Genomic DNA, 25,238 nt, shown 5'->3' with positions numbered 1-25,238 from the left:
AGGTATGGAACTGTATCTGGATACCGCTGACATCAGCGCAGTAAAACGTTTATCCCGCATTTTGCCGTTACAGGGCGTGACTACAAACCCAAGCATTGTGGCAAAAGCCCGGACGTCATTATGGGAAGTCCTGCCCGAGCTGCGTGATGCTTTAGGCGGTGAAGGAAAACTGTTTGCGCAGGTGCTGGCAAATCAGGCAGAACAAATGGTTGAAGAAGCCGAATTGCTTCATGCACGCGTTCCGGGGCTGGTGGTAAAAGTTCCGGTCACGGCAGAAGGGCTGGCAGCTATCAAAATCCTGCGAACCCGAAAAATTCCGACGCTGGGAACCGCCGTGTATGGCGCAGGTCAGGGGCTGTTTTCGGCGCTGGCAGGAGCGGAATATGTTGCGCCGTACGTGAACCGTCTCGATGCGCAGGGCGGGGACGGGATTGAGATGGTGACGCAATTGCAGAAATTGCTGACTTTGCATGCGCCGCACGCCAAAGTGCTGGCCGCCAGCTTCAAAACGCCGCGTCAGGCGCTTGATTGTCTGCTGGCCGGATGCCAGTCCATAACAATTTCGGTGGACGTCGCCGAGCAGTTTGTCAGCGCACCGGCGGTTCAGGCGGCGGTAGTTAAATTCGAAGAAGACTGGCAGGGCGCATTCGGCCAGTTGTCGCTGCGTTAAATATGGCTGCGACTCTGCATCTGCAAGTAATCTAAATCTGCAAGTAAAAAGCCCGGCAGGAAAACCTGCCGGGCTTCTGATATTTGATGCCTTAATTACGCAGTTATTGCGATGACTTCACGCCATACTGTGCAAAGAAATCCAGCATACGCTGCCAGCCATCGTGAGCGGCTTCGGCGTTATAGCTCGGCCGATAATCGGCATGAAAAGCATGTCCGGCTTCAGGGTAAACGACGATTTCCGCGTTAGCATTGGCCGCGCGAATGGCCTGCCGCATGGTTTCGACTGTATCCAGCGGAATGCCGGTGTCCTGACCGCCGTACAAACCTAACACCGGCGCATCAAGCGCAGCCGCACGGTCAACCGGGTTGGTCGGGCTGGTCAGCGTTTTGTTGCCGACCAGTTTTCCGTACCACGCCACGCCCGCTTTCAGTTGCGGGTTATGCGCCGCATACAGCCAGGCGATCCGGCCACCCCAGCAGAAACCGGTAATCCCCAGTTTGGAAATATCCCCGCCGTGCTGCGATGCCCAGTGCGCGGTGTGGTCGAGATCGGAAAGTACCTGCTGATCCGGCACTTTGCTGACCAGTTTTTCGAACAGCTCGCTGATTTCGGTGTAATTGCGCGGATCGCCCTGACGGAAATACAGCTCAGGCGCGATTGCCAGATACCCTTGTTTTGCCAGACGGCGGCAGACATCCTGAATATGTTCGTGAACGCCAAAAATCTCCTGAACCACCAGAATGATCGGTAATTTTCCGGAGAAGTTTTCCGGCCGGGCGAGATAGGCCGGAAGGTCTTCACCCTGCGAAGGAATGGTCGTCTGACCCGCGTGAAGCCCGTCGGTGTCGGTATGAATAGTCGTGCTGGCAACCGGTGTTACGGCAGGGGCAAAGCTGGTCGGAGCCTGTTTCAGCGTCAGTAATTCTTCTTCTTTTTTCATCGTGGTCTCCATGCAAGTGTCCATACGGAAATCTGGCTCTATGGATTAAAACTATAGCCCGAAAGCGGGAACAGCAAGGCAGAACAGATGTTCTATAATTAAAAGTTATGCAGGAAATATGTCAGGGAAGAACCATAGAACGTCCGAATCTTTCATGAGGAGTCATGTTCAATGTCGAAATCACCGTCTAAAACGACCAAGAAAAGTGAGCCAAAACCGGTAAGCCGCGCCCCCGCCACGGGCAGTCAATCTTCTCAACCCGGCCTGGGCAATCTCGCGCCATCCGACAGTGCTTATCAGGCTTCACCGCAACCCACGCCGCCTGGCAAAGAACCGACCACCTCCGGCAGTGCCAAAAGCCCGGAGAACACTAACGCCAAACTCGATGCGCTGGAGCGACACCGAAAAAATGGTGAGAAGCAGCCTCTGACCACCAATCAGGGCACCAAAATTGCTGATGACCAGAACTCGCTGAAAGCCGGCAGCCGGGGGCCGACACTGCTGGAAGATTTCATCCTCCGCGAGAAAATCACCCATTTTGACCATGAGCGGATACCTGAACGTATCGTTCATGCGCGCGGTGCCGCCGCGCACGGTTATTTCCAGCCTTACCGCAGCCTGAAAGCGGTCACAAAAGCCAGTTTCCTCTCCGACCCGAAAAAGATAACGCCGGTCTTTGTGCGTTTCTCGACGGTGCAGGGCTCGAAAGGGTCAGCAGATACGGTTCGTGATATTCGCGGCTGGGCCACCAAGTTTTATACCGATGAAGGGATTTATGATCTGGTCGGCAATAACACGCCGGTCTTCTTCATTCAGGATGCCCATAAATTTCCTGATTTTGTCCACGCCGTAAAACCCGAGCCGCACAACGAAATTCCACAAGGTGCCAGCGCGCATGACTCTTTCTGGGACTATGTTTCCCTCCAGCCCGAAACGCTGCATAACGTTTTTTGGGCGATGTCTGACCGGGGCATTCCGCGCAGTTACCGCACGATGGAAGGTTTCGGGATCCACACTTTCCGCTTTGTGAATGCCAAAGGGAAAGCGACGTTTGTCCGTTTTCACTGGAAACCGCTGGCGGGTAAGGCTTCTCTGTTATGGGACGAGGCGCAGAAACTGGCAGGGAAAGATGCCGATTTCCACCGGCGCGATTTGTGGGAAGCCATCGAAGCCGGCGATTATCCCGAATATGAACTGGGCGTTCAGCTGATCCCGGAAGAGGACGAATTCAGGTTTGATTTCGATTTGCTTGACCCGACCAAGCTGATCCCTGAAAAACTGGTGCCGGTGGAGCTTGTCGGGAAAATGGTGCTTAACCGTAACCCGGACAACTATTTCGCGGAAACCGAGCAGGTCGCTTTCCACCCGGGACACGTTGTGCCCGGCATTGATTTTACAAATGACCCGCTGTTGCAGGGGCGTCTGTTCTCCTATACCGATACGCAAATCAGCCGTCTGGGCGGGCCGAATTTCCATGAAATCCCGATTAACCGGCCAACCTGTCCGTACCATAATTTTCAGCGCGACGGGATGCACCGACAGGATGTCGATACCAATCCGGCTAATTACGAGCCGAATTCCATCAACAATAACTGGCCGCGAGAAACGCCACCGGCTGCGTCCGGAGGCGGATTTGAAAGTTACCCTGAGCGTATTGATGCTGAAAAAATCCGGCAGCGAAGTGAATCATTTGCAGAATACTATGCGCATCCGCGGCTGTTCTGGCTGAGTCAGACGCCAGTAGAGCAGGACCATATCGCCGGGGCATTCTCCTTTGAGTTATCCAAAGTGGTACGGCCGTATATTCGCGAACGCGTGGTGGATTTGCTGGCGCACGTTGACCAGACTCTGGCGGCGATCGTCGCGAAAAATCTGGGCATTACACTTTCGGCGCAAACGAGAAAGGTTAAGCCTCCGAAACCGGTTAATGGCCTGGAAGCAGATCCGTCACTGAGTTTGTACGCCAGCGGAAAAGGGACGATAAAAGGGCGTCAGGTGGCGGTGCTGCTGGGCGAAGGCGTGAATGCTGCAGATGTGCTGGAAACTTTGCAGGCGCTTCAGGCAGCGGGCGTTCATCCCAAACTTCTGGCCAGCCATCTGGGAAATGTAATTGCCGATGATGGTTCGACATTGCCGGTAGATGCCACGTTTGCCGGTTCGCCGTCCATTACCGTGGACGCCGTTATTGTGCCTCACGGCCACATCGATGCTTTGCTGATGAACGGTGATTCCCGCCATTACGTGCTTGAAGCCTATAAACATCTGAAAGTTATCGGGCTGAGCGGAGACGCCCGTCGCTTTAAACCGCTGCTGGGGCTGACGGATGACGTACCGGAGGACGGGATTATCGAAGGCGAAAAGGCGGAAGGAAAATTACTGAAAGCGTTCCTGAAAGAAATGGCAAAACATCGCGTCTGGTCGCGCAGTGCGGCAGCCGGAGCCGTTCCGGCCTGAGTTGAATTTTAATCAGCCTCACCGGCAGGCGGCGTCATTCATCAGTGATATGGCAACGCCTGCTTTTATTTCTCCGTTCGGGAAAATACTTCATCCTGCAAAGCATCAGTCTGCTTAAAATTTCGGCGTAATACATTTAATTTGTGATTTATGTCACAAATTAAATGTATGCGTAATTCTTGTTGTTACATCATAGTGACTGCCGTCACGAAATAACGTCACAATGTTCAGTACAGTTGCCGGGTGTTCCTCCTGCCAATAAATGACCTTACTTACAGAGGAGTTTGTTATGTCTCAGCCTGAAGTTTTCCACCTTGGCCTGGCCAAAAAAGATTTAAACGGTGCCACGCTGGCGATTGTTCCCGGCGACCCTGAGCGCGTGGAGAAAATTGCCAAACTGATGGAGAACCCGGTGCGTCTGGCTTCTCATCGCGAATTTACCTCATGGCGTGCTGAGCTTGACGGCAAATCTGTGATCGTTTGTTCAACCGGTATCGGTGGCCCGTCTACGTCCATCGCGGTGGAAGAGCTGGCACAGCTGGGTATCCGGACTTTCCTGCGCGTGGGTACGACCGGCGCTATTCAGCCGCACATCAATGTGGGCGATGTTCTGGTCACGACGGCTGCTGTTCGCCTTGATGGTGCGAGCCTGCACTTTGCACCGATGGAATTCCCGGCTGTCGCTGATTTCGCCTGTACCACGGCGCTGGTCGCGGCGGCAGAATCTGTTGGCGCTGCAACGCACATCGGCGTAACCGCGTCTTCTGACACCTTCTATCCGGGTCAGGAACGTTACGACACCTTCTCTGGCCGTGTTGTTCGTCGCTTCAAAGAATCGATGAAAGAGTGGCAGGAAATGGGCGTGATGAACTACGAAATGGAATCCGCCACACTGCTGACCATGTGTGCAAGCCAGGGCCTGCGTGCAGGTATGGTTGCCGGTGTTATCGTAAACCGCACGCAGCAGGAAATTCCTGACGCGGAAACGATGAAAAAGACCGAAAGCCACGCGGTGAAAATCGTTGTAGAAGCCGCCCGTCGCCTGATCTAAAAAATACTATAACAAACACATCACATCTGTGGGCTGCCTCTGGCGGCCCATTTTTTTGCCCCGATAATCAGATCTGTTAAGGTCGTGTTAGTAAAGTGTCTGGAATAATTTATCAATCCGGCTATTTAACTGCTGATAAAGAACTGCGGATAAAAACCTGCTGACACAAAACCGCTGACAAAAGGAACTGCTTTTTGACTGTTCACGACCTTCTGGATTACACAACGACCTTTATCCGCGCGCATCAGGTATGGGCTGCGCCGATCGTGTTCTTCCTCGCTTTTGGCGAATCTCTGGCGTTTTTATCGCTGCTCCTTCCGGCCACTTTTATTCTGTTAGGGTTGGGTGCGCTGATTGGTGAAACCGGTATTCCGTTCTGGCCGATATGGGCGGCGGCGGCGGCCGGTGCATTCTTCGGCGACTGGCTTTCTTACTGGGTCGGCGCGCATTTTCAGGATCGCGTCGGGAATTTCTGGCCGTTCTCGCGCCATCCGCAAATGCTGGTTCGCGGGCATGCATTCTTCGAAAAATGGGGCATGCCGGGCGCATTTATCGGGCGTTTCTTTGGCCCGCTTCGCGCCGTAGTGCCGCTGGTTGCGGGGATTTGTGGCATGCCGCAGAAATATTTCCAGATTGCCAACGTAACCTCCGCACTGATGTGGGCATTCGGCATTCTCGCGCCGGGCGCTTTTGGTATCCAATGGCTGAGCCGCTGGTTCTGAATCCTGCGCTGTATCGCTGAAGTCTTCAAGAGGGGCGGGCGGGAGAAATTCCTTTTTGGAAGACGTCTCGCAAAGGCGTCATGCCCCTGAAAATAGACTGGACATCCATACAGGCTGCTATTACCGTGACCGCAAGTGATTTTAAGAAGGAATACGCGTGGATATCAGCATTTTGTACGCCCTGGGCGCAGGGATAATCGGCCTGTTAGTCGGCTGGCTGGTCGCCAGTTTGCGGCAACAGCAGCAGCAGGCAGAGTACGAAACACAGCGCCGGTTGCTGGAGCATTCGCTGGAGCAAGTGAAGGCGGAAAACGATGCGCACAAAAATGAGCGACAAGCCGTTCAGCAGCAAATGCGTGAAGCGGAACTTGAGCTGCGCAAATTGCACAGCGCGGCGGCAGCCAGCCAGGAAAAGTTGCAATTGCTGGCCCACTGGCAAAATGAATGCGAGCAACTGAATCAGGAATTACGCGCCCAGCGTGAGATTAACAGCGCTCAGGAAGCCGAGTTGCGCGAGGTTTCTACGCGGCTGGACGAAACGCGTATGGCGGCAGAAGACAAACAGCGCCTGCTGATCAACAGCGAACAGCGCCTGAGCAGCCAGTTTGAAAATCTGGCCAACCGTATTTTTGAACAAAATGGTCGCCGGGCCGACGAACAGAACAAGCAAAGCCTCGACAAACTTCTGCTGCCGTTGCGCGAGCAGCTTGATGGTTTCCGCCGTCAGGTGCAGGACAGTTTTGGTCAGGAAGCCCGTGAACGTCACACGCTGGCGCACGAAATCCGTAACCTGCAACAGCTGAACGTTGAGATGGCGCGCGAAGCGGTGAACCTCACCAAAGCGCTGAAAGGCGATAATAAAACGCAGGGGAACTGGGGCGAAGTGGTGCTCAGCCGCGTGCTGGAGGCGTCCGGCCTGCGCGAAGGTTACGAATATCAGACGCAGGTCAGCGTTCAGGTCGATACGAACAGCCGAATGCAGCCCGATGTGGTGGTGCGTCTGCCGCAGAATAAAGACGTAGTGATCGACGCGAAGATGACGCTGGTGGCTTACGAGCGTTACTTCAACAGTGAAGATGACAGCGAACGTGAAGCGGCGCTGAATGAGCATATCGCGTCTGTTCGCGGCCATATCCGCCTGCTGGGCCGTAAAGATTATCAGCAGCTTCCCGGTTTGCGCAGCCTTGATTACGTCCTGATGTTTATCCCCGTTGAGCCTGCTTTTTTACTGGCTATCGACCGGGAGCCAGAATTGATCAGCGAAGCACTGCGTCACAATATTATGCTTGTTAGCCCGACCACGCTGCTGGTGGCTTTGCGTACAATCAGTAATTTATGGCGCTATGAGCATCAGAGCCAGAACGCTAAACGCATTGCCGACCGCGCTGCCCGTTTGTATGACAAGTTGCGGTTGTTCGTGGATGACATGGAGTCGATGGGACAAAGCCTCGACAAAGCGCAGGGAAGTTATCGCTCAGCGATGAATAAACTCACGCAAGGCCGTGGTAATCTTATAGGGCAGGTTGAAAGTTTCCGTGCTCTGGGGGTCGAAGTTAAACGGCCTATCAGCCCGTCTCTGGCTGAGATAGCGAAAGCGGAAAATGAACCGGAAGATACCGCATCTCTGCCCGATACCTCTGATGCGGAAGAAGAACAGGCGCTGAACCCGCGTGAATAATTAAAGCTGGCAAAGGTTTCCACTGTGTCGGACTGATTCAATAAGTGAATCTTTGCAATATGTTGAATCACCATCGGTGATGGGGCTTTCTAACGGGTTCTGGTACACTTCTCCCCAAGAGTTTGACTGAAATAGCAGGCATAAATAATGGAAAAGCAGACGCAGGAAACCACCCATTTCGGTTTTCGTACAGTAGCCAAAGATGAGAAGCAGGAAATGGTGGCGGAAGTCTTCCATTCCGTTGCGGCAAAATATGATCTGATGAATGACCTGATGTCTTTCGGTATTCATCGCATCTGGAAACGTTTCACCATTGATTGCAGCGGTGTGCGTCAGGGCCAGCGTGTGTTGGATCTGGCTGGTGGCACCGGCGACCTGACCGCAAAATTCTCCCGTCTGGTGGGCGAAAAAGGCGAAGTTGTGCTGGCGGATATTAACGACTCCATGCTGAAGATGGGCCGCGAAAAGCTGCGTAATCTCGGCATCGTGGGTAACGTTAATTATGTTCAGGCCAACGCTGAAGCTCTGCCTTTCCCTGATAATTATTTCGACTGCATCACCATTTCTTTCGGTCTGCGTAACGTGACTGAAAAAGAAAAAGCGCTGCGTTCGATGTTCCGCGTGCTCAAGCCGGGTGGTCGTCTGTTGGTTCTGGAATTCTCCAAACCGGTTTTGAAACCGCTGAGCAAAGCTTACGACACTTATTCTTTCCATATTTTGCCGCGCATTGGCGAGCTGGTTGCGCAAGACGCTGAAAGCTATCGCTATCTGGCCGAATCCATCCGTATGCATCCTGATCAGGAAACTCTGAAAGGCATGATGGCGGACGCTGGTTTTGAAAATGTGACGTATCACAACCTGACCGGTGGCATTGTTGCGCTGCATCGGGGTTTCAAATTCTGATATGAGCATGCCGATGTTGTTGACTCCGTTACTGACTGCCGCCATTGAGACGCCGCTTAATTACCTGCTTTTCCGCGATCGCAGCATGAAGGCGGCGCGGACGCGTCTGGCAGGTAAAGTTTTACGTGTCGAATTGCAGGAACTGAGTGCTCCGCTGACGTTTGTGTTCAGCGAGCAAAAAATCGATGTTCTTGGACAGTGGGACGGTGCGGCGGATTGCACCGTTATCACACGGCTTTCTGTGCTCCATAAACTGCGCGATCGTCAGCAATTATCGCCGCTTATGCGCAGCGGTGAGCTGGTGGTCGAGGGTGATATTTCGGTTGTCCAGCAATGGACCGCTCTGCTCGATATGGCCGAATGGGATCCCGCAGAATTCCTGGCACCTTACGTCGGTGATATCGCGGCTCAGGGCCTGACTCAGGCCGTTCAGGGAAGTTTGCGTTTTCTGCAAAAAGGTCTGAAGCATCAGCAAAGCTATGTGGCTCAGACGCTGACCGAAGAGTGGAAGATGGCGCCGGGCCCGCTGGAAGTTGTCTGGTTTAGCGATGAAGTTTCTGCGCTGGAGCGCGAGCTGGATGCGCTGGATAAACGTATCGAAAAACTGGAGGGTAAACCGTGACGCCAAGGGAAATGCGACGTTTATATCTGATTATCCGCATGTTTCTGATCTATGGCCTTGACGAACTCATCCCTAAAATCCGCTTAACGCTGCCGCTGCGCATTGGTCGTTATCTTTTTTTCTGGTTGCCTAATCGTCATAAAGAAAAGCCGTTGGGCGAGCGCATGCGTATGGCGCTGGAAGAACTGGGGCCGGTATGGATCAAGTTCGGTCAGATGATGTCAACACGCCGCGACCTTTTCCCTCCTCAGATTGCCGATCAGCTTGCTTTACTTCAGGACCATGTTCCGCCTTTTGATGGTGCGAAAGCGCGTCAGCAAATTGAAGTGGCGCTCGGTGGTCCGGTGGAAACCTGGTTTGATGAGTTCGACCAGACGCCGCTGGCTTCGGCCTCGATTGCTCAGGTTCATACCGCCATTTTGAAAGAAAACGGTAAGCCGGTGGTTCTCAAAGTGATCCGCCCGGATATCTTGCCGACTATCGTGGCGGATATCCGTCTGATGTCGCGTCTGGCAGGCTGGTTACCGATTCTGTTGCCCGATGGCCGCCGTTTGCGCCCCCGTGAGGTGGTACGCGAATATGAAAAAACGCTGCTCGATGAACTGAATTTACTGCGCGAAGCGGCGAATGCTATTCAGCTGCGACGTAATTTCGAAGGCAGCCCGATGCTGTATGTGCCGGAGGTTTATCCGGATTACTGTAGCGAACGTCTGATGGTGATGGAGCGTATTTACGGTATCCCGGTTTCTGATATTGAAGCGCTGAAGAAACAGGGCACCAATATGAAACTGCTGGCCGAACGCGGCGTGCAGGTTTTCTTCACCCAGGTTTTCCGCGACAGTTTCTTCCATGCCGATATGCACCCTGGGAATATTTTCGTCAGCTACGAAACCCCTGAAGATCCTTGCTACATAGGCATTGATTGCGGCATAGTTGGTTCGCTCAACAAGGAAGACAAACGGTATCTCGCGGAGAATTTCATCGCTTTCTTTAACCGCGATTATCGTAAAGTGGCTGAATTACATGTCGATTCCGGCTGGGTTCCCCGCGATACCAACGTCGAAGAGTTCGAATTCGCTATCCGTACGGTTTGCGAACCGATTTTTGAGAAACCGCTGGCCGAAATTTCTTTCGGTAACGTGCTGTTGAATCTGTTTAATACGGCCCGCCGTTTTAATATGGAAGTTCAGCCTCAGCTCGTGCTGCTGCAAAAAACGTTGCTGTACGTAGAAGGTCTCGGACGTCAGCTTTATCCTCAACTTGATTTGTGGACCACGGCGAAACCTTTCCTCGAAAGTTGGGTGCGCGATCAGGTCGGGTTGCCGGCAATGATCCGTGCGCTGAAAGAGCGTGCGCCGTTCTGGCTGGAGAAAATGCCTGAGTTGCCGGATCTGGTTTACCAGAGCCTGCATCAGCATAAGTTGTTGCAATACAACATTGAGAAGCTTTCCTCCCAGATCCATAACCAGAGTTCCCGTCAGGGCCAGTCTCGTTATCTTCTGGGGATTGGTGCGACGCTGCTGCTGAGCGGAACTCTTTTACTGTTGGGCGATGTTAAGGTTTATCCGGCATGCCTGATGGCTGCGGGTGCAATTTCCTGGTTGATTGGATGGAAACGCGCCAGCTGAATACTTTGCGTTAACTTGAATGCCGTTTGCGAACGGCAATGAATGTCGTTCCTTCCTATTGAGGTGAAAATAATGGGTGGTATTAGTATTACAAAAATCCTGATTCTCGTTGTACTCGTGGTACTGCTGTTCGGTACTAAGAAACTGCGCGGTCTGGGTTCTGATCTGGGTGCTTCCATCAAAGGCTTTAAAAAAGCCATGAGCGATGATGAAGGCCAGAAAACTAACAAAGATGCTGACACTTCTGCTTCTGATGCTGATTTCATCGCTAAGTCTGTTGAAAGCAAGCCAGCAGCCAAGGCAGATGAAACCAAGAGCCAAAACAAAGAGCAGGTATAAGCCGTGTTCGATATTGGATTTAGTGAACTGCTGCTGGTATTGGTGATTGGCCTGGTAGTCCTTGGGCCGGAGCGTTTACCTGTAGCAGTAAGAACAGTAGCAGGCTGGATCCGCACACTGCGTGCCATGGCGGCCTCTGTTCAAAGCGAGCTTTCGCAGGAACTGAAACTTCAGGAATTGCAGGACAGCCTGAAAAAAGCTGAAGAAGCCGGCCTGAAGAATTTAACGCCAGAAATCAAAGCGTCTATGGATGAGCTGAAAGAAGCGGCAGAGTCTATGAAGCAGTCGATCAACTCAGGGCTGAACCCTGCGGAGAAAGCTGTCGAAAACGCCAAAGCTGAAGGCAACACCATCCACAACCCGGTTCTGGATGAAGCCGAAGCGCATCATGATGCAGGTATTTCTCCGGCCACGGCTGAGAAAGTCGCCTCCGCGCCTGTTTCCGCACCGCAAAGTGCCGTTGATGCTGCGCTGGCCTCCAATAAGACGGCGCATGCAGCAGCAGAACATGCTGAAACGCTGGCCGCTTCTGCGGAGCCTTCGGTAACAGAATCAACGGTTGCCGAGCCTTCTGTTGCCTCTGCGCCCGTGATGAAACCTGTCGCCGCTGAAGCCCCTGTTGCTGAACCCGCAGTACCGGTAAAACCGGTTTCATCAACTCAAACAACAGGTGAGCGTTAAACATGGCTGTTGAAGATACTCAACCACTTATCAGCCATCTTATTGAGCTGCGTAAGCGTCTGCTGAATGCCATTATCTGCATTATCGTGGTGTTCCTGGCACTGGTTTATTTTGCCAATGATATCTACCAGCTGGTCGCTTCTCCGCTGATCAAACAGATGCCGATGGGCGCGAGCATGATTGCGACTGACGTCGCATCGCCGTTCTTTACGCCCATCAAGCTGACGATGATTGTCTCGGTATTTCTTTCTGCGCCGTTTATTTTGTATCAGGTCTGGGCGTTTGTAGCGCCTGCGCTGTACAAACATGAACGTCGTCTGATGATGCCGCTGTTGTTCTCAAGCTCCGCGTTATTCTATCTCGGCGTGGCTTTTGCGTACTTTGTCGTCTTCCCGCTGGCATTTGCGTTCTTTGCGAAAACCGCGCCCGCTGGTGTTCAGATAGCCACCGACATCAACAACTATCTCGATTTCGTGATGGCGCTGTTTATGGCGTTTGGCGTGTCCTTCGAAGTGCCGATTGCGATTGTTTTACTGTGCTGGAGTGGCGTAACCACACCGGAAGATCTGAAGAAAAAGCGCCCCTATGTGTTAGTCGGCGCTTTCGTCGTCGGTATGTTGTTAACGCCGCCGGACGTTTTCTCTCAGACGCTGCTGGCCATTCCGATGTACCTGCTGTTTGAAATCGGCGTGTTCTTTGCCCGTTTCTATGTGGGTGGCCGTCGTCGTGCTGATGTCGATAGCGAAGCTGATCCGGATCAGCCTGCGTAATACATTCTTTGATGAAAAAAACCGCCCTGTTGGGCGGTTTCTGTTTTGGGACTCTTCATGTTTGAAATCGGTATTAACCTCACCAGTAATCAGTTTGATAAAGATCGTCCGCAGGTCGTCGAAAGAGCCAGAGCAGCCGGTCTGAGCGGTATGTTGATCACCGGCACGTCCGAGCAGGAAAGCGCTGAAGCGCAGAAGATGGCGATGGAACATCCGGATTTCTGCTGGTCGACGGCGGGCGTGCATCCGCATCAGGCGAGTGACTGGAACGAAGACGTTGAGCGCAGTATTCGCGATCTGGCCGCATTGCCTCAGGTTGTTGCGATCGGCGAATGCGGGCTGGATTTTAACCGTAACTTTTCTCCGGCAGACAGTCAGGAAGCGGCGTTTACCGCGCAGCTGTCGCTGGCGAAAGAGTTGCAGTTGCCGGTATTTTTGCACTGCCGTGATGCCGGAGAGCGGTTTGCCGCGTTGATCAAGCCCTGGCTGCCGGATCTGCCGGGCGGCGTCGTCCACTGTTTTACCGGTACGCGTGAAGAGCTGGAACTGTATCTGTCTCTCGGGTTATCGATTGGTATTACCGGCTGGGTGTGCGATGAACGTCGCGGGCTGGAACTGCGCGAAATGCTGCCGCTGATCCCCGCTGACCGGTTGATGCTGGAAACTGATGCGCCTTATCTCTTGCCGCGTGATATGGAAAATAAGCCGAAGAATCGCCGTAATGAACCGGCTTTCCTGCCGCATATTGTGAATCAGGTAGCGATGTGGCGGGGGGAAGATCCGCAATGGCTGGCGGGTATCACGGATGAGAATGCGCGTAAGCTTTTTGCGTTGCCCGTACTTTGAAATGAAGGCGTTTCAATAACTTCCTGAATTAAAAAAGCACCGGTAAACGGTGCTTTTTCATCGGGACGCCAGTGAACGTAAATCAGATTTTCTGGAAATGCGTATTTTCGATGCTCTGACGGACCGGCTGGTTTATCAGGTTCAGCATTAGCAGTGAACGCGCTTCGCCATCGGGTTCGGTATATATCGCTTCGATACCGGTGAAAATTCCGTCGGTAATCACGACATGGTCGCCTTCATACGGCGTCTCGGGGTCGCGGTATTCAACCGCAGGCGGTTCCATCAGCTGTTTGATAACGTCCGGCTGAACCGTCGCCAGTTTTGCACCGAAGCGGATGAAGTGACTGACGCCACGCGTCGCGTTGATCGTCGTGGTATGGATCCGCTCAGGGTCGAACTCGATGAACATATAATTCGGGAACATAGGTTCACTGACGGCCGTACGGCGTCCGCGCACCATTTTTTCCAGTGTGATCATCGGTGTCAGGCAGTTCACTTCCTGGCGCTCCAGATGTTCTTTCGCGCGAAGCAGCTGACCACGTTTGCAATAGAGTAAGTACCAGGATTCCATAGTTTCCCACATTAAAACGTTGAGCGGGGCAGCATACCAAAAGCCGCTCATGAGATACAGACAGTGCAAGTCAGTGCAGACGCTTGCTGATTGTCGGCCCGTTATCTTTTATTATCGAAGAAAAGCGCGGTCTTATCCCCTCTATTCGTCCTAAATTTATCAGGAGAAGTCTCATGGAGTTGTTCTTGCTGAGTAACGGTAAACTCTCAGGTGAATCCGAGTTACTGGGTTATGCAAAAGAGCGTATTCAGGCAATGTTGCAGGCGAAAAACATCCGTTCTGCTGTTTTGATTCCTTACGCTTTGATCCGCAGTGATTATGACGCCCGTGCGAAAGAGCTTTCGGACGCGCTGGGTATTAAAGTAGACAGCATTCATCACGCCGCCAGCCCTGCCCAGGCGATTGCCAGCGCAGAATGTATTTTGATCAGCGGCGGCAATACCTGGATGCTCAACCAGCTGCTGCATGAAAATGGCCTGATTGTGCCGATCCAGCTTGCTGTGCGTGAACGCAATGTGCCTTACATCGGCTGGAGCGCGGGTTGTAACGTAGCCACGCCAAGCATTCGCACCACCAATGATATGCCGGTTCGCAACTCCGTGGTTCTGCCTTCTCTGGGTCTCTTCCCGGTACAGATTAACCCGCACTATATCGACGCGCATTTAAGCGGTCATATGGGGGAAACGCGCGATGAGCGTATTGCTGAATTCTGTGCGGTTAATCCGTCGGAGTCCGTGCTGGCATTGCGTGAAGGCAGCCTGTTGCAGATTTCCGGCAAAAATCTGAGCTATTTCAGCGCGAAAGGGCAGGGTTTCAAAGTATTCCGCCACGGTCAGGAAACCCAGGAATATCAGGATACTCAGGCCATACAGCCGCTGGTGCCTTTTAACTGTCAGTAACGCTGTTGCTCAGCCACATTCGCATCGCCAGACCTGCAGCGTTTAAATCTGGCGGTTATACTGCTTTTTGTTATCAGTGTTTACCTGCTGATAACAAAAAGGCAGCAACAACACCGGAGAGGCTTTATAATGCCCTCCTTCAACCCGGCGACTCAGAATCAGCATGAAATACCGTGATTTACGTGACTTCCTCTCGTTACTTGAAAAGAGAGGCCAACTGAAACGCATCAGCCAGTCTGTTGACCCTTATCTGGAAATGACCGAAATTGCCGATCGCACTTTGCGGGCGGGTGGTCCGGCGTTGCTGTTTGAAAATCCGAAAGGTTATGACATGCCCGTGCTGTGCAATTTGTTCGGCACGCCGCAGCGTGTCGCGATGGGCATGGGGAAAGAAGACGTCAGCGCGCTGCGAGAAGTGGGTGAATTGCTGGCGTTTCTGAAAGAGCCTGAGCCTCCGCGGGGTTTTCGCGATTTATACGATAAGGCACCGAAGTTTAAACAGGTGCTGAATATGCCGACCAAAGTGCTGCATTCGGCACCTTGTCAGGAGCAGATTTGGGAAGGCGACGCGGTTGATATCACGAAGATCCCGGTGATGCAGTGCTGGCCGGAAGACGCCGCGCCGCTGATCACCTGGGGTCTTACCGTAACCCGTGGCCCGAACAAGCCGCGTCAGAATCTCGGCATTTATCGCCAGCAGGTTCTGGGCAAAAACAAAGTGATTATGCGCTGGTTATCCCATCGCGGTGGCGCGCTGGATTACCAGGAGTGGTGCCAGCAGAATCCGGGAAAACGCTTCCCGGTGAGCGTCGCGCTCGGCGCAGATCCGGCCACCATTCTTGGCGCGGTGACGCCGGTGCCGGACACGCTGTCTGAATATGCTTTCGCAGGTTTGCTGCGCGGCAATAAAACCGAAGTTGTGAAGTGTATTTCCAACGATTTGGAAGTCCCGGCCAGCGCCGAAATCGTGCTGGAAGGGTATATCGAACCGGGTGAAATGGCGCCCGAAGGCCCTTATGGCGACCATACCGGCTACTATAATGAAGTAGACAGTTTCCCTGTTTTCACGATTACGCACATGACGCAGCGTAAAGACGCCATTTATCACTCCACCTACACAGGCCGTCCGCCAGATGAACCTGCGGTGCTGGGTGTGGCGCTCAATGAAGTGTTTGTGCCAATTTTGAAGAAACAATTCCCGGAAATTGTTGATTTTTATCTGCCACCGGAGGGTTGCTCCTACCGTCTGGCGGTCGTTACCATGAAGAAGCAGTACGCCGGTCATGCGAAACGCGTCATGATGGGAGTCTGGTCTTTCCTGCGTCAGTTCATGTACACCAAGTTTGTGATTGTGTGTGATGACGACGTGAATGCCCGCGACTGGAATGACGTGATTTGGGCGATCACCACCCGGATGGATCCCGCGCGCGATACCGTGCTGGTGGAAAATACGCCGATAGATTATCTGGATTTTGCCTCTCCGGTTTCGGGCCTTGGCTCAAAAATGGGGATGGATGCGACCAACAAATGGCCGGGAGAAACGCAGCGTGAATGGGGACGCCCGATTGTGAAAGATCCGGACGTGACCGCGCGTATCGACGCCATCTGGGATGAACTCGCTATTCTTAATGATAAAGACGATGCGAAAAAATAATCGAATCTTTGTCCTACGCTTTGCTTTGATGACCCACAGAGGGAACGCATGACAATATTGAGCTGTAAAGTGACCTCGGTTGAGGCGATAACGGATACGGTTTACCGTGTCCGGCTGGTTCCGGAAGCGCCTTTTTCTTTCCGCGCGGGTCAGTATCTGATGGTGGTGATGGACGAGCGCGATAAGCGTCCGTTCTCTCTGGCCTCGACGCCTGCTGAAAACAACGTCATTGAGCTGCATATCGGCGCGTCTGAGCTGAATCTGTACGCGATGGCGGTGATGGATCGCATTCTGAAAGAACAGGCGATTACCGTGGATATTCCGCACGGCGACGCCTGGCTGCGTGAAGAAGGCGAGCGTCCGCTGGTGCTGATTGCAGGCGGAACCGGGTTCTCGTATGTCCGTTCCATTCTGATTACGGCGCTCGAACAACAGCCTCACCGTGATATCTCCATTTACTGGGGGGGCCGCGAGCTGAAGCACTTGTATGATCTGGGCGAGCTTGAAGCAATGAGCATCAACCACCCGAATCTGAAAGTGATCCCGGTTGTCGAACAGCCGGAAGAGGGCTGGCAGGGCAGAAGCGGGACGGTGCTGAGCGCCGTTCTGCAAGATTTCTCTTCACTGGCGGAGCACGATATTTATATCGCCGGTCGTTTTGAAATGGCAAAAATTGCCCGTGAGCGTTTTGTTGCGGAACGCGGTGCGCTGGAAGACCGTTTGTTTGGGGATGCCTTCTCTTTCATCTGATCTGAAGATGGATCGTTGAGAAAAAGCCCGCCCCTGACAGGCGGGAAAACGGCAACTAAAACGGGAAGAACAAGATTTTAAAAAGCGGGCATTTAGCCCGCTTTTTCTTTTTTACAGACTGACGTCAGATGCGTTCGAAGACGGTGGCGATACCCTGACCTAAACCGATACACATGGTGGCGACGCCAAACTGCACATCGCGACGTTCCATCAGGTTCAGCAAAGTCGTGGAAATACGCGAACCGGAGCAACCGAGCGGATGTCCGAGCGCGATTGCGCCGCCGTTCAGGTTGACGCGTTCTTCCATCGTTTCGAGCAACCCCAGGTCTTTTACGCACGGCAGCGCCTGCGCGGCAAAGGCTTCGTTGAGTTCGAACAGGCCGATGTCCTGCACGCTAAGACCGGCGCGTTTCAACGCCAGACGCGTCGCCGGAACCGGGCCGTAACCCATAATAGAAGGGTCACAACCGGTCACAGCCATCGCACGGATCCGCGCGCGGGCTTTCAGACCTAAGGATTTCGCGTGGGATTCACTCATCAGCAACATAGCTGATGCGCCGTCGGATAACGCCGAAGACGTCCCCGCTGTTACGGTGCCGTTGACCGGATCAAAGGCCGGACGCAATGCCGCGAGTGTGGCGACGGTGGTTTCCGGGCGGATAACTTCGTCAAAATCATAACGGGTCAGCACGCCTTCTGCGTTGTGGCCTTCGGTCGCAACGATTTCATTGGCAAAATGCCCGGCAAGTGTTGCAGCGTGTGCCCGCTGATGGGAACGCGCAGCAAACTCATCCTGCATCTCGCGGCTGATCTGGTGCATTTTCGCCAGCATTTCGGCGGTCAGCCCCATCATGCCTGCGGCTTTCGCCACGGTTTTGCTCAGGCCCGGATGGAAATCCACGCCGTGGCTCATCGGGACGTGGCCCATATGTTCCACGCCACCGATCAGGCTGACCTGCGCATCGCCGACCATAATGGCGCGCGCCGCGTCGTGCAAAGCCTGCATGGAGGAACCACACAGGCGGTTCACCGTGGTGGCCGGCACGCTGTGCGGAATTTCAGCCAGCAGGGCGGCGTTGCGGGCAATATTGAAGCCCTGTTCCAGCGTCTGCTGCACGCAGCCCCAGTAAATATCATCAATCGATTTGGCATCAACGGACGGATTGCGCACCAGAAGGGCACGCATCAGATGTGCCGATAAATCTTCAGCCCTGACCTGGCGGAATGCGCCGCCTTTCGAACGGCCCATTGGTGTACGGACTGCGTCAACAATGACTACGTTTTCCATGATTTCGGTCCTTATGCCTGATTGCCGGTGCTGAGGGTTTCCAGCGGAGCCGCAACCGGATAATAACTTTCATTTGCCTGTGCTTTGGCGCGTAACCCTTCCGGCGCCTGATACATCGGGCCGAGATGTGCATATTGTTCGGTCAGTTTCAGGTACGCGGCGGTGCCGAGCGTATCCAGATAACGGAACGGTCCACCGTGGAGCGGAGGGAATCCGAGGCCGTAAACCAGTGCCATATCGGCTTCTGCCGGGCTGGCGATAATGCCTTCTTCCAGACAGCGAACCACTTCGTTAATCATCGGGATCATCATGCGGGCAATGATGTCCTGCGGTGAGAAGTCGGAATGCGCAGGTTTCAGGTTTTCAGCTAACAGGCTGATCGCCTGATCGTCGACGTCTTTACGTGGCTTGCCTTTGCTGTCCTGGCTGTAACGGTAGAAGCCCAGCTGGTTTTTCTGACCAAAGCGGCGGTTGTCGAATAAGACGTCCACGGCATCACGGTAATTGCGCGCCATGCGCTGCGGGAAACCGGCGGCCATCACAGCCTGCGCATGGTGAGCGGTATCGATGCCCACAACATCCAGCAAATAGGCCGGGCCCATCGGCCAGCCAAACTGTTTTTCCATCACTTTGTCGATCTGGCGGAAATCCGCGCCGTCTCGCAGCAGCAGGCTGAAGCCCGATAAATACGGGAACAGCACGCGGTTTACAAAGAATCCCGGGCAGTCGTTAACCACGATCGGTGTTTTGCCCATCGCCAGCGCGTAAGAGACGATGCGTGAAATTGTTTTGTCCGAGGTTTTCTCACCACGAACGATTTCCACCAGCGGCATCCGGTGAACCGGGTTGAAGAAGTGCATGCCGCAGAAGTTTTCCGGGCGTTTCAGCGTAGAGGCCAGCTGGTCGATCGGAATGGTTGAGGTGTTGGACGCCAGCACGGTGTCGGCGCTCAGCAGGGATTCCGCTTCAGCCAGTACGGCGGCTTTCACTTTTGGATTTTCCACGACCGCTTCGACCACCACTTTGGCGCGTTCGATGCCGTTGTAATCCAGCGTCGGATGGATTATCGACAGCACTTTAGCCATCTTCATACCGTCCAGCTTGCCGCGTTCCAGCTGTTTATTCAGCAGCTTAGCCGCTTCATTCATGCCGAGCGTCAGGGACTGTTCGCTGATGTCTTTCATCACGACCGGCACACCTTTCAGCGCAGACTGATAAGCGATACCGCCGCCCATAATCCCCGCGCCGAGAACGGCAGCCTGCGCCGGTTTTTCACTGTCTTGCGCCAGTTTTTTGGCTTTGCCTTTCACGAACTGATCGTTAAGGAAAATGCTGACCAGCGCGCGCGCTTCTTTTGATTGCGCGAGAGGAACAAAGCTGGCGGTTTCCAGCTTAAGTGCTTCGTCACGGCCAAGGCGCGCCGCGGCTTCGATCGTTTTCACCGCGGTCATCGGTGCCGGGTAATGTTTCCCGGCATTTTGCATAACCATGCTTTTCGCCACGCTGAAGCTCATCGCCGCTTCAATCTGGCTGAGTTTCAGAGGCTGACGTTTCGGTTCGCGGCGGCTCTGCCATTCCAGTTTCCCGGCGATGGCCTGTTGCAGCATGCTGATACCGGCATCGCGCAGTTTCTCTGCATCAACGACCGCATCAACCAGCCCGGTTTTCAGGGCATCTTTGCCGCTGATATTTTTGCCTGCGGCGATAATTTCCAGCGCGCTATCTGTACCAATCAGGCGCGGAAGGCGCACCGAGCCGCCAAAGCCCGGCATAATGCCTAAGCTGGTTTCCGGCAAACCGATGCGCGCGTCAGCCGTGCTGATACGGAAATCGGTGGCCAGTACGCATTCGCAGCCTCCGCCCAGCGCATACCCGCTGATGGCAGAAAGCGTCGGAACCGGTAAATCTTCCAGGCGGTTGAAAATGCTGTTGGCGAAATTCAGCCACTCGTGCAGTTTTTCCGCCGGTGCGTTAAACAGAGATAAAAACTCGGTGATATCCGCACCTACAATAAAAGCGGATTTCGCTGAACTGAGCAGCAAACCTTTCAGGTCAGACTGTTTTTCCAGTACCGCAATGGCTTCGCCGAGGCTGGCGACCGTTTGGGTATCGAGCTTGTTCACCGAGCCCGGAGCGTCAAACACCAGCTCAGCAATACCGCCATCGAGCCAGTGCAGATGTAATGTTTCGCCTTGGTAGAGCATGTGTCTCTCCTGAATCATCTGGGATGATCTGGTATGACCAGATGCTTTCGAGTGTGGTTTTTATGTTAATAATTTGCAAATGAGATGTGTTTTATTTGCAGGCAAGATCACAAACCTTCCGGGACTATGGTCGCGGTGAGGCTGTGGTAAGATGCTGCATCGTCTTTCCGGTGAAAAAAGGACAGTTGGATGGAATCGCTTACTACGCTTTATAAAGAACATATCGCCACGCTGCAGGCGCGTGCCCGTGAAATTCTGCAACGTTCTCAGCTTAATGCGTTACTCATTCACTCCGGTGAACTGATAACGACCTTCCTTGATGATCACAGTTATCCCTTCAAAGTTAACCCGCAATTCAAAGCCTGGGTGCCGGTCACTAAAGTGCCGAACTGCTGGCTGTGGGTGGATGGCGTTAATGCGCCGAAGCTGTGGTTCTATTCGCCGGTGGATTACTGGCACAGCCATGAGCCACTGCCTGAGAGTTTCTGGACCAAAGAAATTTCGCTGACGCCGCTGGCAAATGCGGACGATATTAAAGGCCAGTTGCCGGTGGATCTGAAGCGCGTGGGCTATATCGGCTCCAGCCAGGATCGTGCCATCAGCATGGGCGTTCCGGCGTCGAACGTGAACCCGAAAGCGGTGCTGGATTATCTGCATTATCATCGCGCCTACAAAACTGATTACGAGCTGGCCTGTATGCGTGAAGCGCAGAAAGTGGCCGTAAGCGGCCACCGTGCTGCGAAAGAAGCGTTTCTGTCGGGGATGAGTGAGTTTGATATCAATCTCGCGTATCTCACCGCGACCGGTCACCGCGATACCGATGTGCCTTACGACAACATCGTGGCGCTCAATGAACACGCTTCCGTGCTGCATTACACCACGCTTGATAACCAGCCTCCGGCCGAAATGCGCAGTTTCCTGCTTGATGCAGGCGCAGAATATAACGGTTATGCCGCTGACCTGACGCGTACCTATGCCGGAAAACCTGACAGCGATTTCGGTGCACTGGTTAAAGATCTGAACACCGAACAACTGGCGTTAATTGATTCGATTAAATCCGGTGTGCGCTATACCGACTATCATGTTCAGATGCACCATCGCATCGCCAAACTGCTGAAAGCGCACAAGCTGGTGGTCGATATCAGCGAAGACGCGATGGTTGAACAGAACCTGACCGGGCCTTTCTTGCCTCATGGTCTGGGGCATCCGCTGGGGTTGCAGGTTCATGATGTTGCCGGTTTTATGCAAGATGATCAGGGCACGCATCTGGCCGCGCCTTCGCAATATCCTTATCTGCGTTGTACGCGTGTGATTGAGCCGCGAATGGTTCTGACCATCGAACCGGGCCTGTATTTCATTGATTCGCTGCTGACGCCTTGGCGCGAAGGGCAATTCAGTAAACACTTTGCCTGGGATCGTATTAATGCAATGAAGCCATTTGGCGGGATCCGTATCGAAGACAATATTGTCATCCATGACAATCGTATCGAGAACATGACCCGTGATCTGAAGCTGGCCTGATGCAGCCGTATTCCGTCCCCGCTGAACCGGTCAGTTACAGCGAAGAAATAAAGAAGAGCCGTTTCATCACCTTACTGGCAAGAACGGAAGGCGTTGAGGCGGCGAAGGCTTTTGTTCAGGACGCCAGAAATCAACATCCGGCAGCGCGTCATCACTGCTGGGCATTTGTAGCTGGCGCGCCGAACGATTCTCAGCAACTGGGCTTTTCAGATGATGGTGAACCTGCAGGCACAGCGGGAAAACCTATCCTCAGTCAGCTGATGGGAAGCGGGGTCGGAGAAATAACCGCCGTCGTTGTGCGTTATTACGGCGGCATTATGTTGGGCACCGGCGGGCTGGTGAAAGCCTACGGCGGCGGTGTCCAGCAGGCATTAAAGCTGCTCGTTGTGCAGCAAAAAGTCCCGCTGGCGGAGTACGCGGTGCAGTGTGATTACAGCCAGTTACAGCTGGTGGAAACGCTGCTCTCGCAGGTTGGCGGGCATATTTTACGCAGTGAATACGGGGCTTCGGTCGATCTCGTTCTGGCTTTGCCTGCCGCACAGGCGCAGGCCGCAATCAGTCAGCTTTTCGATATCAGCCGTGGCGCGCTCATCTTGCGTCCGGTTTCTTAAATTTTTCTATGGTTAATTCGCTGAGGAACGCACCAGCATGCATTTTCGTGCCATAACACGCATCGTCGGGGTGCTCGTCATCCTCTTCTCCGGAACGATGATTATTCCCGGCCTGGTCGCTTTAATTTACCGCGATGGCGCGGGCCGTGCGTTCAGCCAGACCTTCTTTGTCGCTCTGGCCATTGGGTTATTCCTCTGGCTGCCCAACCGTAAGCAAAAAAGCGAGCTGAAGCCGCGCGAAGGTTTCCTGATTGTCGTGCTCTTCTGGACGGTGCTGGGCAGCGTCGGGGCATTGCCTTTTCTGTTTTCAGAGCGTCCGAATCTGTCGCTCACCGACGCTTTCTTTGAATCTTTCTCCGGGCTGACCACCACGGGCGCGACCACGCTGGTCGGGCTGGATTCATTACCTAAGGCCATTTTGTTCTACCGGCAGATGCTGCAATGGTTTGGCGGTATGGGGATCATTGTGCTCGCCGTGGCGATTTTGCCGATATTGGGCGTCGGCGGAATGCAGCTGTATCGGGCCGAAATGCCCGGCCCGCTGAAAGACAACAAGATGCGCCCGCGTATTGCCGAAACGGCAAAAACGCTGTGGCTTATTTATGTGCTGCTGACTATCGCCTGTGCGCTTTCACTGTGGGGCGCAGGGATGTCAGTTTTCGATGCCATCGGGCATAGCTTTTCAACTATCGCTATCGGTGGTTTTTCGACGCACGACGCCAGTATCGGCTATTTCCACAGTGGCACCATTAATACGATTGTCGCCGTTTTCCTGCTGATCTCCGGTTGTAACTATGGCCTGCACTTTGCGGTGCTGAGCGGACGCAACCTGAAAGTCTACTGGCGTGACCCGGAATTCCGGATGTTCATCGGCGTGCAATTTACGCTGGTAGTGATCTGTACGTTTATCCTGTGGATACATAATACCTACGGCTCAGGGCTGGAAACGCTGAATCAGGCGTTCTTCCAGGTGGTGTCGATGGCAACGACGGCAGGTTATACCACTGACAGTATTTCGAAGTGGCCGCTGTTCCTGCCTCTTCTATTATTGTGTTCTGCGTTTATTGGGGGCTGTGCGGGTTCGACCGGCGGCGGCCTGAAGGTTATCCGTATCCTGCTGCTTTATTTACAAGGCACGAGGGAACTGAAAAGACTGGTTCACCCGAATGCGGTTTACACCATCAAGCTGGGTAACCGTGCATTGCCGGAACGTATTATCGAAGCCGTATGGGGTTTCTTCTCGGCCTACGCGCTGGTGTTTATTGTCAGCATGCTGGCAATAGTGGCGACGGGCGTGGATAACTTTTCCGCTTTTGCAGCGGTCACGGCCACGCTCAATAACCTGGGGCCAGGGCTGGGCGTCGTGGCGGATAACTTCGCATCCATGAATTCCGTGGCGAAATGGATCCTGATTGTCACGATGCTCTTTGGCCGCCTTGAGGTCTTCACATTATTAGTGCTGTTCACGCCGACATTCTGGCGCGAATGAGTTTTTGAAAGGGAATAAGAATGAAAGCGTTGATCCTCTACTCAAGCCGTGACGGCCAGACTCATGCCATCGCTTCCTTTATAGCAAATGAGCTGAAAGAGAAGTGCAACTGTGATGTTGTCGATCTGGCTCACGCGGGACACGTTGATTTAAAGCATTACGACCAGGTCATGATCGGCGCGTCCATTCGCTACGGTCATTTTAATGCTGTGCTGGATAAGTTCGTTAAAACGCATTCGGAAACGCTGAACCAAATGCCTTCTGCATTTTTCGGCGTGAACCTGACAGCCCGTAAGCCGGAGAAGAGAACGCCGCAGACGAATGCCTATGTGCGTAAGTTTCTGCTGACGTCACCGTGGGAGCCGGCGATCTGCGGTGTCTTCGCCGGAGCATTACGTTATCCGCGTTATCGCTGGTTCGATAAGGTAATGATCAAACTGATTATGCGAATGACTGGCGGTGAAACGGACACCAGTAAAGAAGTGGAATACACCGACTGGCAGCAGGTGGCTAAATTCGCTAAAGATTTTGGGCAGATATCGTATAAAAAATCGCACTAATGCGGGCTTAGTAAACGTTTAGACCAAAAAGAAAGCATTCGGAAAGTTTTTTGAAATTAAGGGTTGCGGCCTTCTGAGAACTCCCTATAATGCGCCTCCACTGACCGGGAACAACGACTCCTCTTACGAGAACCAAGTCGCTCAGTCAGGAAGAATCAACCCGGTGAAAACACCGCATCTTGTAAAAGAAAATGGTTGACTCTTCAGTGGGAAGGAGTAATATGTGCCTCCCGCGTTGCTGGGTTAAGTCTCGCAACGAACGCTCTTTAACAATTTATCAGACAATCTGTGTGGGCACTCACAAGACGATATCAGCCACCTCGGTGGCAAAAAATATCAAGTCTTAGAGTGACCAAGCAGTAATTCATTTAGTTGAATTATTAC

Annotated in this window: 23 protein-coding genes; 19 read left to right on the top strand and 4 right to left on the bottom strand. The window is 53.4% G+C overall.

The annotated features are described in order from the left end of the window. Nucleotides 1–4: 4 nt before the first annotated feature. Nucleotides 5–670: a fructose-6-phosphate aldolase gene (fsa, locus tag IV433_RS22485; RefSeq protein WP_195816025.1), complete on the top strand. Its 666-nt coding sequence runs from the start codon at nt 5–7 to the stop codon at nt 668–670. Between the two features lie 103 nt (nt 671–773). Here the strand turns inward: fsa and IV433_RS22480 are convergent, their stop codons facing one another. Then, complete coding sequence (locus IV433_RS22480) at nt 774–1,613, bottom strand: dienelactone hydrolase family protein (protein WP_195816024.1); 840 nt, start codon at nt 1,611–1,613, stop codon at nt 774–776. A gap of 171 nt (nt 1,614–1,784) precedes the next feature. Here IV433_RS22480 and katE point away from each other — a divergent pair, with 171 nt between their 5' ends. The 11 genes from katE to tatD all read left to right on the top strand — a co-directional run bounded on the left by katE (nt 1,785) and on the right by tatD (nt 13,307). Further along, nucleotides 1,785–4,067, top strand: a complete 2,283-nt coding sequence (gene katE, locus IV433_RS22475; protein WP_195816023.1) for a catalase HPII — start codon at nt 1,785–1,787, stop codon at nt 4,065–4,067. 289 nt (nt 4,068–4,356) lie between these two features. Beyond that, complete coding sequence (gene udp / locus IV433_RS22470) at nt 4,357–5,118, top strand: uridine phosphorylase (RefSeq protein WP_101079380.1); 762 nt, start codon at nt 4,357–4,359, stop codon at nt 5,116–5,118. Between the two features lie 194 nt (nt 5,119–5,312). Continuing rightward, entirely contained in the window at nt 5,313–5,840 is a 528-nt protein-coding gene (locus IV433_RS22465; RefSeq protein WP_195816022.1) for a DedA family protein, read from the top strand. A 157-nt stretch (nt 5,841–5,997) separates the two neighbouring features. Then, nucleotides 5,998–7,518, top strand: coding sequence for a DNA recombination protein RmuC (rmuC, locus tag IV433_RS22460; protein ID WP_101079376.1), 1,521 nt, complete (start codon nt 5,998–6,000; stop codon nt 7,516–7,518). 147 nt (nt 7,519–7,665) lie between these two features. Further along, nucleotides 7,666–8,421, top strand: coding sequence for a bifunctional demethylmenaquinone methyltransferase/2-methoxy-6-polyprenyl-1,4-benzoquinol methylase UbiE (gene ubiE / locus IV433_RS22455; protein ID WP_101079375.1), 756 nt, complete (start codon nt 7,666–7,668; stop codon nt 8,419–8,421). 13 nt (nt 8,422–8,434) lie between these two features. Beyond that, nucleotides 8,435–9,043, top strand: a complete 609-nt coding sequence (gene ubiJ, locus IV433_RS22450; protein ID WP_195816021.1) for a ubiquinone biosynthesis protein UbiJ — start codon at nt 8,435–8,437, stop codon at nt 9,041–9,043. After that, nucleotides 9,040–10,671 (top strand): ubiquinone biosynthesis regulatory protein kinase UbiB, encoded by a 1,632-nt coding sequence (gene ubiB / locus IV433_RS22445; protein ID WP_195816020.1) that lies wholly within the window; start codon nt 9,040–9,042, stop codon nt 10,669–10,671. The genes ubiJ and ubiB overlap by 4 nt, the downstream gene beginning before the upstream one ends. A 72-nt stretch (nt 10,672–10,743) precedes the next feature. Then, on the top strand, nt 10,744–11,010 hold the full coding sequence (gene tatA / locus IV433_RS22440; protein WP_101079372.1) for a Sec-independent protein translocase subunit TatA: 267 nt from the start codon (nt 10,744–10,746) through the stop codon (nt 11,008–11,010). 3 nt (nt 11,011–11,013) lie between these two features. Further along, nucleotides 11,014–11,691, top strand: coding sequence for a Sec-independent protein translocase protein TatB (tatB, locus tag IV433_RS22435; protein ID WP_195816019.1), 678 nt, complete (start codon nt 11,014–11,016; stop codon nt 11,689–11,691). A gap of 2 nt (nt 11,692–11,693) precedes the next feature. Next, nucleotides 11,694–12,461: a Sec-independent protein translocase subunit TatC gene (gene tatC, locus IV433_RS22430; RefSeq protein WP_152324827.1), complete on the top strand. Its 768-nt coding sequence runs from the start codon at nt 11,694–11,696 to the stop codon at nt 12,459–12,461. A 57-nt stretch (nt 12,462–12,518) separates the two neighbouring features. After that, entirely contained in the window at nt 12,519–13,307 is a 789-nt protein-coding gene (tatD, locus tag IV433_RS22425; RefSeq protein ID WP_195816018.1) for a 3'-5' ssDNA/RNA exonuclease TatD, read from the top strand. Between the two features lie 82 nt (nt 13,308–13,389). On the opposite strand, the gene rfaH is transcribed toward tatD, so the two are convergent. Beyond that, complete coding sequence (gene rfaH, locus IV433_RS22420; protein WP_195816017.1) at nt 13,390–13,878, bottom strand: transcription/translation regulatory transformer protein RfaH; 489 nt, start codon at nt 13,876–13,878, stop codon at nt 13,390–13,392. 173 nt (nt 13,879–14,051) lie between these two features. Between rfaH and pepE the strand changes: the two genes are divergently transcribed. The 3 genes from pepE (at nt 14,052) to fre (ending at nt 17,181) form a co-directional block, all read left to right on the top strand. Further along, on the top strand, nt 14,052–14,777 hold the full coding sequence (gene pepE, locus IV433_RS22415; RefSeq protein WP_195816016.1) for a dipeptidase PepE: 726 nt from the start codon (nt 14,052–14,054) through the stop codon (nt 14,775–14,777). A gap of 163 nt (nt 14,778–14,940) precedes the next feature. Continuing rightward, nucleotides 14,941–16,431: a 4-hydroxy-3-polyprenylbenzoate decarboxylase gene (gene ubiD / locus IV433_RS22410; protein ID WP_101079366.1), complete on the top strand. Its 1,491-nt coding sequence runs from the start codon at nt 14,941–14,943 to the stop codon at nt 16,429–16,431. A gap of 48 nt (nt 16,432–16,479) precedes the next feature. Beyond that, nucleotides 16,480–17,181 carry an NAD(P)H-flavin reductase gene (gene fre, locus IV433_RS22405; RefSeq protein WP_101079365.1) on the top strand — a complete coding sequence of 234 codons (702 nt, stop codon included), beginning with the start codon at nt 16,480–16,482 and terminating at the stop codon, nt 17,179–17,181. A 124-nt stretch (nt 17,182–17,305) separates the two neighbouring features. Here fre and fadA read toward each other — a convergent pair whose 3' ends face one another. Together fadA and fadB are read right to left on the bottom strand one after the other, a co-directional pair. Further along, on the bottom strand, nt 17,306–18,469 hold the full coding sequence (fadA, locus tag IV433_RS22400) for an acetyl-CoA C-acyltransferase FadA (RefSeq protein ID WP_195816015.1): 1,164 nt from the start codon (nt 18,467–18,469) through the stop codon (nt 17,306–17,308). Nucleotides 18,470–18,480: 11 nt separating this feature from the next. After that, nucleotides 18,481–20,673, bottom strand: a complete 2,193-nt coding sequence (gene fadB / locus IV433_RS22395) for a fatty acid oxidation complex subunit alpha FadB (protein WP_195816014.1) — start codon at nt 20,671–20,673, stop codon at nt 18,481–18,483. A gap of 189 nt (nt 20,674–20,862) precedes the next feature. Between fadB and pepQ the strand changes: the two genes are divergently transcribed. Genes pepQ through hemG form a run of 4 tightly spaced genes read left to right on the top strand, consistent with a single transcriptional unit; the run spans nt 20,863 to nt 24,854 of the window. Next, the gene (gene pepQ, locus IV433_RS22390; RefSeq protein WP_195816013.1) at nt 20,863–22,194 is read left to right on the top strand and encodes a Xaa-Pro dipeptidase; all 1,332 of its coding nucleotides are present in this window, start codon (nt 20,863–20,865) and stop codon (nt 22,192–22,194) included. Further along, nucleotides 22,194–22,805, top strand: a complete 612-nt coding sequence (locus IV433_RS22385) for an IMPACT family protein (RefSeq protein ID WP_101079361.1) — start codon at nt 22,194–22,196, stop codon at nt 22,803–22,805. The genes pepQ and IV433_RS22385 overlap by 1 nt, the downstream gene beginning before the upstream one ends. Before the next feature lie 37 nt (nt 22,806–22,842). After that, a complete protein-coding gene (trkH, locus tag IV433_RS22380) occupies nt 22,843–24,294 on the top strand; it encodes a Trk system potassium transporter TrkH (protein ID WP_101079360.1) in 1,452 nt (483 codons plus the stop codon). Nucleotides 24,295–24,314: 20 nt separating this feature from the next. Next, nucleotides 24,315–24,854 (top strand): menaquinone-dependent protoporphyrinogen IX dehydrogenase, encoded by a 540-nt coding sequence (gene hemG / locus IV433_RS22375; RefSeq protein ID WP_195816012.1) that lies wholly within the window; start codon nt 24,315–24,317, stop codon nt 24,852–24,854. Nucleotides 24,855–25,238: the final 384 nt, after the last annotated feature.

The organism is Rahnella laticis (genome assembly GCF_015644585.1).
Lineage (GTDB): Bacteria > Pseudomonadota > Gammaproteobacteria > Enterobacterales > Enterobacteriaceae > Rahnella > Rahnella laticis.
This window is presented reverse-complemented; position numbering and strand designations above follow the sequence as displayed.

Bases quoted from the DNA above. Each gene is read 5' to 3' on its own strand.
- fadA (WP_195816015.1), bottom strand. From the start codon at position 18,469: ATGGAAAACGTAGTCATTGTTGACGCAGTCCGTACACCAATGGGCCGT.
- pepE (WP_195816016.1), top strand. From the start codon at position 14,052: ATGGAGTTGTTCTTGCTGAGTAACGGTAAACTCTCAGGTGAATCCGAG.
- fre (WP_101079365.1), top strand. From the start codon at position 16,480: ATGACAATATTGAGCTGTAAAGTGACCTCGGTTGAGGCGATAACGGAT.
- tatC (WP_152324827.1), top strand. From the start codon at position 11,694: ATGGCTGTTGAAGATACTCAACCACTTATCAGCCATCTTATTGAGCTG.
- rfaH (WP_195816017.1), bottom strand. From the start codon at position 13,878: ATGGAATCCTGGTACTTACTCTATTGCAAACGTGGTCAGCTGCTTCGC.
- fadB (WP_195816014.1), bottom strand. From the start codon at position 20,673: ATGCTCTACCAAGGCGAAACATTACATCTGCACTGGCTCGATGGCGGT.
- trkH (WP_101079360.1), top strand. From the start codon at position 22,843: ATGCATTTTCGTGCCATAACACGCATCGTCGGGGTGCTCGTCATCCTC.
- tatA (WP_101079372.1), top strand. From the start codon at position 10,744: ATGGGTGGTATTAGTATTACAAAAATCCTGATTCTCGTTGTACTCGTG.
- tatD (WP_195816018.1), top strand. From the start codon at position 12,519: ATGTTTGAAATCGGTATTAACCTCACCAGTAATCAGTTTGATAAAGAT.
- ubiE (WP_101079375.1), top strand. From the start codon at position 7,666: ATGGAAAAGCAGACGCAGGAAACCACCCATTTCGGTTTTCGTACAGTA.
- pepQ (WP_195816013.1), top strand. From the start codon at position 20,863: ATGGAATCGCTTACTACGCTTTATAAAGAACATATCGCCACGCTGCAG.
- ubiD (WP_101079366.1), top strand. From the start codon at position 14,941: ATGAAATACCGTGATTTACGTGACTTCCTCTCGTTACTTGAAAAGAGA.
- IV433_RS22385 (WP_101079361.1), top strand. From the start codon at position 22,194: ATGCAGCCGTATTCCGTCCCCGCTGAACCGGTCAGTTACAGCGAAGAA.
- katE (WP_195816023.1), top strand. From the start codon at position 1,785: ATGTCGAAATCACCGTCTAAAACGACCAAGAAAAGTGAGCCAAAACCG.
- fsa (WP_195816025.1), top strand. From the start codon at position 5: ATGGAACTGTATCTGGATACCGCTGACATCAGCGCAGTAAAACGTTTA.
- IV433_RS22480 (WP_195816024.1), bottom strand. From the start codon at position 1,613: ATGAAAAAAGAAGAAGAATTACTGACGCTGAAACAGGCTCCGACCAGC.
- udp (WP_101079380.1), top strand. From the start codon at position 4,357: ATGTCTCAGCCTGAAGTTTTCCACCTTGGCCTGGCCAAAAAAGATTTA.
- ubiJ (WP_195816021.1), top strand. From the start codon at position 8,435: ATGTTGTTGACTCCGTTACTGACTGCCGCCATTGAGACGCCGCTTAAT.
- hemG (WP_195816012.1), top strand. From the start codon at position 24,315: ATGAAAGCGTTGATCCTCTACTCAAGCCGTGACGGCCAGACTCATGCC.